The organism is Morganella sp. B601 (assembly GCF_051172335.1).
Classification (GTDB): Bacteria; Pseudomonadota; Gammaproteobacteria; order Enterobacterales; family Enterobacteriaceae; genus Morganella; species Morganella morganii.
On the sequence record NZ_JBPIZE010000005.1, the window covers coordinates 363,495 to 376,231 of the forward strand.

Annotated in this window: 12 protein-coding genes; 6 read left to right on the plus strand and 6 right to left on the minus strand. The window is 49.4% G+C overall.

Annotated features, from left to right (window positions below):
* Positions 1–45: 45 nt before the first annotated feature.
* Both ACSBQN_RS15180 and ACSBQN_RS15185 read right to left on the minus strand, forming a co-directional pair.
* Entirely contained in the window at positions 46–1,344 is a 1,299-nt protein-coding gene (locus ACSBQN_RS15180) for a dicarboxylate/amino acid:cation symporter (RefSeq protein WP_024472839.1), read from the minus strand.
* 512 nt (positions 1,345–1,856) lie between these two features.
* On the minus strand, positions 1,857–2,750 hold the full coding sequence (locus ACSBQN_RS15185; RefSeq protein WP_036408796.1) for a hypothetical protein: 894 nt from the start codon (positions 2,748–2,750) through the stop codon (positions 1,857–1,859).
* Positions 2,751–3,139: 389 nt separating this feature from the next.
* Between ACSBQN_RS15185 and ACSBQN_RS15190 the strand changes: the two genes are divergently transcribed.
* Together ACSBQN_RS15190 and ACSBQN_RS15195 are read left to right on the plus strand one after the other, a co-directional pair.
* The gene (locus tag ACSBQN_RS15190) at positions 3,140–3,790 is read left to right on the plus strand and encodes a LysE family translocator (protein WP_036408511.1); all 651 of its coding nucleotides are present in this window, start codon (positions 3,140–3,142) and stop codon (positions 3,788–3,790) included.
* A gap of 18 nt (positions 3,791–3,808) precedes the next feature.
* The gene (locus tag ACSBQN_RS15195) at positions 3,809–4,750 is read left to right on the plus strand and encodes an alpha/beta hydrolase (protein WP_024472842.1); all 942 of its coding nucleotides are present in this window, start codon (positions 3,809–3,811) and stop codon (positions 4,748–4,750) included.
* Between the two features lie 24 nt (positions 4,751–4,774).
* Here the strand turns inward: ACSBQN_RS15195 and ACSBQN_RS15200 are convergent, their stop codons facing one another.
* Positions 4,775–5,371: a TetR/AcrR family transcriptional regulator gene (locus ACSBQN_RS15200; protein WP_024472843.1), complete on the minus strand. Its 597-nt coding sequence runs from the start codon at positions 5,369–5,371 to the stop codon at positions 4,775–4,777.
* A 79-nt stretch (positions 5,372–5,450) separates the two neighbouring features.
* On the opposite strand from ACSBQN_RS15200, the gene ACSBQN_RS15205 reads away from it, so the two are divergent.
* The 4 genes from ACSBQN_RS15205 (at position 5,451) to ACSBQN_RS15220 (ending at position 9,157) form a co-directional block, all read left to right on the plus strand.
* On the plus strand, positions 5,451–6,389 hold the full coding sequence (locus tag ACSBQN_RS15205) for a helix-turn-helix domain-containing protein (protein ID WP_036408509.1): 939 nt from the start codon (positions 5,451–5,453) through the stop codon (positions 6,387–6,389).
* 192 nt (positions 6,390–6,581) lie between these two features.
* Positions 6,582–8,054 (plus strand): anion permease, encoded by a 1,473-nt coding sequence (locus ACSBQN_RS15210; RefSeq protein WP_354632946.1) that lies wholly within the window; start codon positions 6,582–6,584, stop codon positions 8,052–8,054.
* 115 nt (positions 8,055–8,169) lie between these two features.
* Complete coding sequence (locus tag ACSBQN_RS15215) at positions 8,170–8,505, plus strand: hypothetical protein (protein WP_227989136.1); 336 nt, start codon at positions 8,170–8,172, stop codon at positions 8,503–8,505.
* A gap of 172 nt (positions 8,506–8,677) precedes the next feature.
* Positions 8,678–9,157, plus strand: a complete 480-nt coding sequence (locus tag ACSBQN_RS15220) for a GNAT family N-acetyltransferase (RefSeq protein ID WP_024472846.1) — start codon at positions 8,678–8,680, stop codon at positions 9,155–9,157.
* On the opposite strand, the gene ACSBQN_RS15225 is transcribed toward ACSBQN_RS15220, so the two are convergent.
* Genes ACSBQN_RS15225 through ACSBQN_RS15235 form a run of 3 tightly spaced genes read right to left on the minus strand, consistent with a single transcriptional unit; the run spans position 9,137 to position 12,425 of the window.
* The gene (locus ACSBQN_RS15225; protein ID WP_152697050.1) at positions 9,137–10,288 is read right to left on the minus strand and encodes a DUF4056 domain-containing protein; all 1,152 of its coding nucleotides are present in this window, start codon (positions 10,286–10,288) and stop codon (positions 9,137–9,139) included. The two genes, ACSBQN_RS15220 and ACSBQN_RS15225, sit on opposite strands and share 21 nt — an antisense overlap.
* Positions 10,288–11,430: a BamA/TamA family outer membrane protein gene (locus ACSBQN_RS15230; RefSeq protein WP_152697049.1), complete on the minus strand. Its 1,143-nt coding sequence runs from the start codon at positions 11,428–11,430 to the stop codon at positions 10,288–10,290. Before ACSBQN_RS15230 ends, ACSBQN_RS15225 begins: the two co-directional genes overlap by 1 nt.
* Complete coding sequence (locus tag ACSBQN_RS15235) at positions 11,430–12,425, minus strand: hypothetical protein (RefSeq protein ID WP_024472849.1); 996 nt, start codon at positions 12,423–12,425, stop codon at positions 11,430–11,432. The genes ACSBQN_RS15230 and ACSBQN_RS15235 overlap by 1 nt, the downstream gene beginning before the upstream one ends.
* Between the last annotated feature and the right edge of the window lie 312 nt (positions 12,426–12,737).

A 12,737-nucleotide genomic window follows, 5' to 3' on the forward strand; every position in this document is an offset into this window, starting at 1 on the left:
GTAAAAATCCGTACCTGTGTTTTTTTCATACATAGAATAGATTCTTCAGCCTGCTTTTTTCAGCGGCTCCGGTTCTGCCATCTCAACAACCGTTACCGGCGGTTTTCCGTGACAACCTTCCCCGTAATGCTCGCCTTCCCAGCGCCCGACAATCGCCGCGCCCATCGCATTACTCATCACGTTGGTTGCGGAGCGGCCCATATCCAGGAACGGATCGACTCCCATCAGCAAAATTAGCCCGGCTTCCGGGATATTAAACTGCGTCAGTGTGGCGGCAATCACCACCAGCGAAGCACGCGGCACACCGGCCATACCTTTGGATGTCAGCATCAGGATCAGCAGCATCGTAATCTGATCCCCCATGGAAATCTCAATATTACAGGCCTGGGCGATAAAGATAACCGCAAAAGAACAGTACGCCATAGAGCCGACGAGGTTAAAGGAGTAACCAATCGGCAGCACAAAGCTGGCGATTTTATTGGAGACCCCGAACTGCTCGAGCTGCTTCAGCGTGCCCGGGAAAGCCGCTTCAGAGCTGGACGTGGTAAATGCCAGCAGTGCCGGTTCGGCGATCCCTTTGGTCAGCCGCAGAATACAACGTCCGACGATCAGAACCGCCAGACCGATTAACACCAGCCATAATGTTGCCAGCGTCAGGTAGAATTCACCCATAAAAATACCGGCTTCCAGCAGCACCACCAGCCCGCGCTCGGCGATCATACCGGAAATGGCGGCAAAAACCGTCAGCGGGGCGAACAGCATGACATAGCCGGTCAGTTTCAGCATCAGGCTGACCACGGACTCCAGCAGTGTCAGAATCGGCTTTCCTTTCTCACCGATAGCGGAAAGCGCTATCCCCATAAAAATAGAGAAAACAACAATCTGCAAAATCTCATTGCGGGCCATAGCATCAACGATACTGGTCGGGATCAGATGGGCGATAAAGTTTTTCACCGAAAACGCGGCGGTCGCCACATTGTCCACCACCGTATCCGCCGGTGCCACAAAGTTAATTCCCGCCCCCGGTTTAAGCAGGTTAACAATCACCAGCCCGAGTGTGATGGAAATAAAGGAAGCGCAGACAAATAAAAACAACGTTTTGGAGAAAACCCGGCCAAGTGTCCGCGCATCCCCCATTTTTGCAATACCCACCACCAGTGTGGAGAGGATCAGCGGCGCGATAATCATTTTAATGAGTCGCAGGAAAATATCTGTCACCACTGAGATATCAGCAGAATATTGCTGATTAAACCCGGGTGTGGCCAGTTTGTTCAGCGCAAAGCCGACAATCACCCCGATAAATAACGCAGCCACAATCCAGGTCGTTAAACTTCTTGACTTCATACTATCTCCATAATGCTGATGTACTTAATCCCCCGGAGACTTTAAAAAATCTGATTAATTTCTTCTGAGCCTGACGGCCGCAGAAAAAATCATGAGCAGAAAGTGAGGGAGTTCAGAACAAAACTGACATCTGCCTTTAACAAAATAAACAATAAAATACACCGCTATTAACATAGTGATGTGCTATTTTACCGGGCGGACCGTACATTATTCCGCCATTACTTTGTTGCAGATAAAGGATTCCGTAACAGATGTTACGTAATAAAGTGTGTTTTAAACTATTATTTACATCAGATTAACCCTGATGTTGTTTTTTTATACTACCGGCCTGTTTTCAGATGAAAAATACGGCTCTCCTGAAATCATACTCCTTTTTTATTTGATGTCCCTCTCTTTATTGTTTAATTTTTTGTTGCTGATAAAACCAGCAACTCATTATTTTTCATTAAAATTTTTAATAAAAAAGGGCCGCGTGATAATGCGGCCCTTTCAGGAACTGAATGAAAAATCACTTATTTCGGCAGAACCCCGAAGGCGCGGAAATTGCCGGTCTGCGTGATAAATGTGTTGTAATATTCATTTTCCGCCACCGTATTGGATGATGCGGACCCGGCAGACGCGGATACCAGATCCATGGTGGTCTGGTGGATCTCTTTATTCAGCTTGTCGTGAATGTCCGGATTATCAGATTCATTAATCTGCTTCAGCAGGCCGGTTAATTTCAGCGCCTGTTTCTGTGTTTCCGCATCTTTAAACTGCGGCTCCGGAATGGTGTAATCGAAAGTCATATTGACGGAATCTTTCAGCTCATCACCCGGCGCAACCGGTTGTAATTTCTCACCGTAATCCGATGCGATATAGGCGACCAGTTCTGCCTTATCAAAACATTTGGTTTTAATATTGCCGACAGACTGGCGGTTACTGGTGGTAATCTCTTCCGGGAACGCTGTACCGACAGGGTAACTGCAATTAAACAGATTGTGGTCAATCAGGGTGGCATTGCTGCTGCGCACCGGCATCTGTAAATCATGGCCGTTAATGGTGACATCATACAGAGCAGGTTTAAAGCGATCGCTCTGCCCTTCCACCGCATAGACTTCAGACAACATATAATAGACGTGATTATCCGGGTTAATAATGCCGCCGCTGTTATTGTCATACACCATAAAATTCTGTTTCTCACCTTTCGCATTCTCAATGCTGTGCATACCCGGTGATAATTTCAGTTTCGCGGCGGTACCCGGTTCGGTGGTGTATTCTTTGTCATCCACTTTAAAGGTCAGTGTGGTGTCAGTCGGGTTGCTGTACCAGAATTCATTTTTCGTGCTGTCCGGATCCAGACTGTCACAGGCGGCCATTAATAATACGGCAGAACCTAATACACTTAGTTTTATTGCGGTTTTCATAATCGGTCTCATCATATTGTTCTGAACACAGTCCCGATATTATCAATCCTTATTTACCCGGCATAGGATAAATTACCGCCAATTCCCGGCGGCTAAAAACACAATAATCAGGTAAAGCCGGAAAATAACAGAATGATGACTTATATCATCAGGAGTTATTGTGTTTTTTCCGCAGTTTCTTTTCTGTTATCGCCAATCCGCGTTATTACTGTCACAACCAGAAGAATAGTAAAAAAGCAGATTATTTTAATTCATCATTAATATTTAACTATTCGTCATCAGGCGATGTTATCGCGCATTATGTGCACCCTGACAATATTTCTGTATGACAATCCCCGGTTCAGTGATATGTTTTTTTTATTACTTCATTTCTGTGCCGGATAATCATCATGATGATTTTTTTTGCTGTGGCGCTCGCTCACTTTATCGCTCTGATAAGCCCCGGGCCTGATTTTCTGCTGATTATAAAAAGTACCCTGCGTAACAGCAGACGGGTGGCATTTGGTGTTGTCTCCGGTATTGCCACTGCCAATGCACTGTATATTGTACTCTGCCTGGCCGGTGCAGGCGCTATCCTCGCCCAGTCTGTCACGCTGATGATTCTGATTAAACTGTTCGGCGGAATATTCCTGCTCTTTATCGCATGGCAGGCATTACGGGCAAAAAAATCTGATTACCGTTTTCTGATGGCACAGGCAGCCGAAGATAAAAATACACACCCGCAGAGTACGTTCAAAAAAGAATTTCTGGTCGGTTTATCCTCCGGCCTGTTAAATCCCAAGAATTTATTATTCTATTTAAGTCTGTTTACTGTTGTGCTGGAAAGTCAGGATAATTCCGCACTATTTAAAACCGGTATTGCACTCTGGATGGTGATGGCCGTATTAATCTGGGACAGCCTGATTATGTATCTTCTGACCCGGCCCGCAGTACGTCAGCAATTTAACCGCTGTGCCTTCTGGATTGATAAAACCGCCGGTATTATTCTCGGTCTGGTCGGACTGAAAATTATTCATATGACATTTAAAAGTACGCCTTAACTTAATCAGGATATTACCGTGACTGCTGTTTTACGCCATTGTTTTACCGCCCTGCTGATTATTTTTATTTCATTGCAGACAGCTGCTGCCGGGAAAAATATCCCCGCTGAAATAAACGGCCTTAACGGCACACTGACACTGCCGGAAAACAGCACGCCGAAAGGTGTCATCCTGTTTATTGCCGGTTCCGGCCCGGTGGATCGTGATGGTAACAGCCCGGGCAGTCAGACCGATAATCTGCGGATGCTGGGCGATGCCCTGAGTGATGCCGGTTATATCACACTGCGGACCGACAAAGCCGGAACAGGTGCCGGTGCGGCAACCGTTAACCCGGCAGATATCACCTTTGCCGGTTATCTGCGGGATTATCAGGCGTGGTTCGGTTTTCTGCAAAAGCGCTATCCGGACACCCCGGTGTATCTGCTCGGCCACAGTGAAGGGGCGTTATTTGCCACCCTGATGGCACAACAGCATAAACCGGCGGGGATTATTCTGGTTTCGCCTGCGGGATATACCATCGATATTATCCTGAAAAAACAAATGCGTGCTCAGCCATTCCCCCCGGAGGCGCTGACCTATATCAACGATGTGATTGACCGGCTGAAAGCAGAGAAAACCACGGAAAATGTGCCGCCGTCTCTCAATATTCTGTTCGCCCCGGAATTACAGCGCTATTTTATGGTGTGGATGCAGTATGACCCGGCAGAAGAGCTGGCAAAAGTGACCGTTCCGGGACTGATTATTCAGGGAGGTCATGACTGTCAAATCCCTCCGGAAAACGGCGAACGGCTTATCCGTACCGCACCGGATAATCAGTATGCGGAGATAGCAACCATGAATCACGTTCTGAAAGCGACCCCTGCTGACTGTGCGGCGGCCATCGGCAGTTACAATAACCCGGCGCTGCCGCTGCACCCGGAACTGGTTCCTGCTATTACCCGGTTTTTATCCGCCCGCTGACGTTATGTCAGCGGATGTATTCCGTCAGGGTATTTTTTTCAGTGTCTGCAGGAAATTATTATAAATCTCGGTGAAATCATCTTTAAAGCCGGGGAATTCCGCGAGACTTTGAATATTCAGGGTAATATGCATCATAAAACCGTGGATCAGACTGCATAACAGATAAGAATCATATTCTTTGATTGTCTGCTCTGCTTTCAGCTGACTGATAATATTATCCACCCTGCTGCTGATATAGCGCCGGTTAATATCCTCAAATTCATACCACCCGGCGACCGGCATCACTTCCTGAACCGGAATCAGTTCCCGGTAATGCTGTTCCAGGTAATTCATAAAACAGCGGACAACAAGCCGCAGCTCTTCCCATTTATCCGCCAGAGGTTCAATATTACCGAGGACCGTACTGATTTTCTGTAATTGTATTTCATAGCAATGCAGCAGCAGGTCACTTTTACTTTTAAAGTGGTGATAAAACGCCCCTTTTGTGACCCGTGCATCACGGGCAATTTCATCAATCGAAACGGACTGATAGCCTTTTTCAATAAAAAGTCCGTGTGCCGAAATCAGTAATGCCTGCCGCGTCCGTGCTGAATTTTCCTGTTGCCTGGTCAGTGTGTTCATGGTAAAAATGCCCTGTTACATACTATCAGTATGTAATCGTATCACAGTATTTTTTGGGTGCCAACAAACGGAAATCCTTATGCTTAAACATGATAACACTGTCACGGAATCCGTTGATTCCGTACCGGTCACCGATAAAGAACAGGATGACAATGCCTTTTATCTCAGCGTGATAAAAGACATTATTTTGTGGATTGAGCATAATCTGGATAAGTCACTGCAGCTGGATGTGGTGGCTGAACGTTCCGGCTATACCAAATGGTATTTTCAGCGGATTTTTAAACGGTTTACCGATATGACGCTGGCAGGCTATATCCGCCGCCGCCGTCTGACAAAAGCCGCCACCGAATTACGGCTGACCACACAAAACATCGGTGATATCGCGCTGAAGTATCAGTTTGATTCCCAGCAATCTTTTGCCCGGCGTTTTAAGGCAGTCTTTAATATGACCCCGACAGAATACCGCCGTAATCCCAACTGGGACCTGACGACGCTGCAACCGCCGGTACAGCTGGAAATGCCGCCGCTGCCGCAGCCGGACATTATTATGCTGGACGATATCCCTGTTATGGAAAAAGGCTATCACTATCAGTCACCGCTGGATGAAATCGGCCATCTGCATGAAGAAATCCGCAGCACATTCTGGCGGGATTTTATCCGTCTGGTATCACCGGATCTTCCGTACTGCTATGTCCGCACCGCCTATGACAGCACGGCGGATAAACCAGAGTCCATTGCTATCGGCTATCATATCGGGGTGGATGATCCGGCCTTTATTGTGCAGGAAAACGAATTAACACCGGCGGTGATCAACTGCGGGAAATATGCAAAATTCCATTTTGACGGCTTATTCCGTGATTACCGGGATTTCACCTTCAATGTGTATTTATACGCGTTACCGCAGCTCGGATTATGCCGCCGTCCGGGGCTGGATATCGAAAAATATACCCGTACTGAAGCGATAACGGATAATCCGCCTGAGCATCTGTGCGTGGATTATTATATTCCGGTACTTTAGTTCCCCCGCATTTCTCCCTGTTCATGCCGGTTATTTTCTGTTACATAAAAATAACCGGCATCTGACATAATATTGATTACGGTCAGTAAATCACAGCACGGTTATTAACCTGCTGTAATATACTATACAATTATTACTCAGTATAAATACGTCACCCTCCGGCAGTTAAATACAATTACCACGGACGGACCTATGAATAAACTGACTCCGCTGAAACCTGTTCCTTCCTTAATTGCTGTTCTTATTACCTGTATTATCTGGTTTGCTGTTCCGGTACCTGATGGCGTTGATCCGAATGCCTGGCATCTGCTCGCACTGTTTGTCGGCACAATTGCCGCGATTATCGGTAAAGCGATGCCTATCGGTGCGGTTTCCATGGTGGCGATTGCCCTTGTCGCCCTGACCGGCGTGACCAATCCCGGCTCCGCAAAAGCCGCGCTCGGTGATGCCCTGAGCGGCTTTTCCAATGAGCTTATCTGGCTTATCGGGGTTTCTATTATGGTCTCCCTCAGCCTGAATAAAACCGGGCTCGGGGCACGTATCGGGTATTATTTTATTTCCCTGTTCGGCAAGAAAACACTGGGTATCGCTTATTCCCTGGCGATCGCCGAAACCGTACTGGCGCCGGTTACCCCCAGCAATACCGCACGCGGCGGCGGGATCATCCACCCGATTATGCATTCTATCGCTGACAGTTTCGGTTCAAAAGCCGATGACGGCACCAGCGGTAAAATCGGCCGCTATCTGGCGCTGGTGAATTACAATACCAACCCTATCACGTCCGCGATGTTTATCACCGCCACCGCACCTAACCCGCTGATTGTCAGCCTGATTGTACAGGAGGCCGGCAAAGGGGCGGAGCTGAGCTGGTCTATGTGGGCAGTGGCGGCGTTTTTACCGGCGCTGATCTCACTGATCACCATGCCGCTGGTGATCTATTTTCTGTATAAACCGGAGATCACCGCCACCCCGGATGCCCCGGAGTTTGCCCGTGAGCGGATCCGCGAACTCGGCCCGGTATCTCTGCCGGAAAAAATCACACTCGGGGTCTTTATCCTGCTGCTGGCACTGTGGGCCGGTGTGCCCGGCTGGCTGTTCGGCAGTGAATATAATGTGAACCCGACCACCGCCGCCTTTATCGGCCTTGCCGCCCTGTTGTGCAGCGGTGTGCTGAGCTGGGATGATGTGCTGAAAAATAAAGGAGCGTGGGATACCGTCGTCTGGTTCGCCGCGCTGGTGATGATGGCATCATTCCTCGGCAAACTCGGGCTGATAAAATGGGTCTCCCTGACGGTCGGCGGCGGTATTGACCATCTCGGGATCGGCTGGACAGGCGGGATGCTGTTGCTGGTGCTGTTTTATGTCTATTCCCACTACTTTTTTGCCAGCACCACCGCGCATATCACCGCCATGTTCGCGGCGTTTTATGCCGCCGGACTGGCACTCGGCGCACCGCCGATGCTGCTCGGGCTGACCCTGGCGTTTTCCTCCTCGCTGATGATGTCACTGACTCATTACGGCACCGGCACCGCCCCGATTATTTTCGGTTCGGGTTACACCACCCTCGGGGAATGGTGGAAAACCGGTCTGGTAATGAGCATCGTCAACCTGGTTATCTGGATTATCGCCGGCAGCCTGTGGTGGAAACTCCTCGGATACTGGTAACAGATTGACCGGCATCATCTTCCTGAACGTATTCTTTGCCGAATTAAGAATTATCGCATAAAGAATACTTATATACTGACCCCGCAGTTTTTATCAGTGATAACACGGGGGGATGATGCAAAAGGAGATTGTGCAGCCGGTATCTGCGGACACCGGTGCGATTGAGCAGTTCGCGGATAATCCGTCGCCCTGTGCGCCGCTGACCCCGTCGGCGGAAACCCGCTATCTGAAAGCGATGGAGCAGACTGATCGTTATCACTGCCGCTATAATCCGTCCTATGCTCTGCTGGATAACGCAGAGCCCGCGCCGGTCATTCCCGCAGCGGGTGTCCGGCCACGCACTCATTCTGTCAGATGCGTCTGCAATGGCTGGCGGCCACCTGCGCCATTGATACCTCTGCAGAACATGCCCTCAGCGACTCACATTGGTACGCGGCACAGCGGCTACTGATTATTGATAACGGCCATAATCCGCTGACCACGGCAGAGCTGGTCATCGCCGCTTATATCACCGGTACAAAATGACATCCGCCTGCGCTGAAATAACACACAGCCGGCTTACGCAGCCTGACATTTGATCTGCTATTATTATTCGTCTCAGCAAAATCACGGATTTGATCGTTATGACCACAGAAGCACCCGTTTTTTTACTCGCCCCGCCTCAGCGTGATGAAGCGGATTATCTGACCCGCCTGTGCCTGCGCTCAAAACAGCACTGGGGATACGATGAAACCTTTATGGCGGCCTGCCGGGATGAACTGACCATTACCTCCGCTGATTTTGACCGCTCCGGGCTGATGACCGCACGAGTCAACGGTAAAATTGCCGGTGTTGTGCAGCTGACCATCAACCGCCAGGAAGAGAACGGAAAGCTCTCCAAACTCTTTGTGCATCCGGATTATCTGCATCAGGGGATAGGCAGCGCACTGTACCAGTGGGCGGTTTCCTCCGCCCGGACACAGTGTATCAGCGCCCTCCTGGTGGATGCTGATCCCAACGCGGAAGCATTTTATATCCGCCAGGGGGCTATCCGCATCGGGGAAACGCCGTCGGAATCCCTGCCCGGCCGGGTTCTCCCGCTGTTACTGATTTCGCTGCACTGACACCGGCGCTGTTTTTTTATCCTCAGCCGCCGCATGTGCTGTCAGTGCCGGAAAATCCTTTTCGGTAAACGGCAGTGCGGTCACCGGCAGATTTCCGGGATTGTTTGTCCGCCACAGTTCAAATGACGCCAAATCCGCCAGAGACCAGCCCCGGTAGTACTGAAGTAGTGCCAGCCGCGCCCCGGCGGCGGTTTCCTGCTCTGGCTGTGACGGCAGCCGGTCATCACTCACACTGTAATCCCGGCGCAGCACCAGAAACTTCTCCGGCACCCGCTGCCGCTTATCCCACCAGAGCCCGTCAATACTGTCAAACATCTGCCGGGTAACGGCTGCGGGCTGTGCATCCAGTTGTGCCAGCGCCTGCGGAAGAATACCCTCCATTCCCCGGTTAAAATCAGCCACTGACCCGCCGTGCCCCTGTAACAGCAATGTGATGGCAAGGCGCGCCCCCAGCAGATTGGAATAGAGATCTTCCGGGGTAAATGCCGAAATTTCTTCCGGAAAACCGGGAACTGAATGATAACCATACCACTGGGCAATTTCATGCCATGCCGCCAGGCGAAACGCGAGCCGCGCGGCCAGATACACACTCAGGGTATAGCGCTCTGCCGGATCCTGCGGCGGGATAAAATGGCGGAACTGAATACGGCGGGAAAACAGTTCATCCGACAGTATCAGCATCCGGGCATTACCAAGATGCGGATAGATTTGTGTGAACAGGTAATAAGTGTAATCAGCAGTATCCCGCACATGGGCGATATCAATAAATCCGCCGTGGCGGGAATAGATGAGTCCGAGGTTTTCATTACTCAGGCCGATAACTTCCGCCGCGCCAAACCAGAAGCTGTCATTGTAGACATGCTCCCCCAAATCAGCGGCAGTCAGCACATTACCGATGGTGTAAAACGGCACCGGAACCGGTCCCAGTTTTACCCGCAGATCATAACCAAATGCACAGCAGGGACGCAGCCCGTCAGGCGCCCCCACCTTATCAGCAACCGGAAATGCCTGAGCTGCCGTTTCCGTGGTCTGCGGAGAAAGATCGGCGCGTATAACCGGCACATCCGCCTTCCGGCTCTGACAGCCGGATAACAGTACCATCATGATAATTGCGCTGATAAATACCCGCATCAGAAGGCTTCCCCGACCTGGAAATAAAAGCCGCTGCTCTGTTTCCCGACACCAAAATCGAGCCGCACATTCATCCGTGGTTTGAATTCAAAACGATATCCCACACCGACGTTCGGCAGCCAGTGTCCCCCGCCGAGATGACGCGCACTCTCACTCATCGTCCCGCCGCCGGCCCAGAGCACAATACCGTGCCGCCAGTCCAGCTTGCGCCGGTACTCCACCTGTGAGGCAAAGACATGATTATCCTGATAGCGACCGTCATAATATCCGCGCATCTGCCGCCCGTTACCCAGCCGGGAATACTGCTCCCACGGTACATCTCCGGATGCAAAGCGCGCGTAGTTATCAAACGCCAGCACGGTTTTATCATCCAGCGGATAATAATAGTTGTACTGAATCTCTGTGGTATTAAACCGCGTATCACTGCCAAGTGACGGCGCATACCAGGTATAACGCAGATCCAGTGCCTGCCCCTGACGGGCATTCGGCAGGAAATCCCGGCTGTCATAACTGAAGGTGGCACTGACTCCGGAACTGACCGCATGCCGGTCATAATCATGCTCATCCATATAGCGGCTGAACGGCTTATCCGGCGAGGCAACATTCAGTGTACTGAAATCCCAGCCTAACCCGAGATAGGTATTATCTGCCACCCGGCGCAGCAGTGACGGCGTCAGCCGCAGTTGCTGTGACTTATACTCACCGAAATGATCTTTGATGCGCCCGGCCTGATACCCTTTTCCCCAGTAATCCGTCGGTACATTATTGATTGTGCCGCTGAGATAAAAACGCCAGTTATCATTATCCAGATACGTGTAATTATTCAGATTCAGCCCGAAAGCCCCGGTTGAGGAGGCAAAACCACTGAGGGATAAGGTGGATATTTTACTGTCAGGATCACTATCCGCCTGATACATGCCGACCAGAGCCACCCCGATACCGGCTTCCAGTTCAGGGGTATAAAACGGCCCGGGTAATACCCCCCAGTCGATGATTTTACTGCGGTCAAACTGATTATTACTGCCCAGTCCGGATAGTGCATCATCAATTTGTTCCCGTGAGGGCAAATAACCGGCCTTTGCTGTGTGAACTGCCACCAGACCGGTAAATGCCAGACCGGCAGCACAATAACGAAATATCATTAAAAACGGAATTCTCCGGAAATAAAGAAACTGTTACGGTTATTAAAGCCCACCTCTGAGATTATATTGAAATTACGGGTCACTTCTAACCGGGCACCGACCAGGTTGCTCCATTTATGAGCAAGATGCTGTTCAACATCAAATTTCATTCCCGGATCATCCAGCGCATTCACAAAATCCTGGAATTGTCCCGGTAAACTCAGTCCGCTGATATCCCCTTTAAAACGCTGAGTAATATCCTGATACATTGCCCCTGTCCAGACCTGTAATTTGGTATTTCCCTGACCGGCAATTAATGGCGAAAATACAAATTCATAACCGACACGCGGAGAAATTACCAGTGCTTTAATATCCCCGTCGAGAATATCCAGATTGGTTTTAGTGTAGTTAAGATCAACTGTTCCGAAAAACTGGTTATATCCGCCGGCCAGTGTCATACCGGCACCATAAGTTTTACCTTCGAAATCCAAATCGAACGGCTGTCCTTCCAGGAATTCCAGCGGCAGTTTTGTAAACCCGAGGTCAAAGGCCCCGCCATTCAGAATAGTGTGAGATTTCCCTTTGGTTTTTCCGTATAAACCGTACACATTCATAAACGGAAAAATCCAGGAATCCACTTTCAGCATATGGGTTTCACTTTTTTCCCGGGTATGACCGGCATCGACGGATAATGCACTCGCCGTCGCGGGGTTTTTCGGCATAATAAAACCAATCTTATCCACAACAATATCCTGCCGCAGATTCATGTAGTTATAACCGACACCAAACGGCTCGGGAAGATCATAACCCCGGGCGCGGGCTTCATCGCCCCAGATAGGCAGAATACGGGATTTGGATTCAGAAGGACGGGTGGCATCAGGAGAGCCATCGTCATTTTGTGCAGAGCCGCCGGACTGGCTGACACTTAACGACAGAGTCGGGCCGTCAGCATAAGAAAAAGCGCTCAGGCTCAGTGAGCCGGTAATAATCAGAGTATGAAGTATCGGGCGTAACATAATATAAGCCGGTTTTGTTTAATTAAATGGTGATGAATTCTAACGGCTAATCCCCTCTGATTACGAGCTTTCTGTGCGATAATTAGTAATAATTGCTATGTGCGTAACGTTATTGTCATTTATAGTAATAATAACTTAACATTATCATAATAAAATACACAGTAAATATGTAACCTGAAATATAGAACATTAATATCCATATAATCACATCGTATATTTTATATTAGATGCAATAATTTAAATAATAAGATCATTAACTTTCAATATTGCGGACATTACGCCATTTCCTTATAACTATAGCCGCACCACATC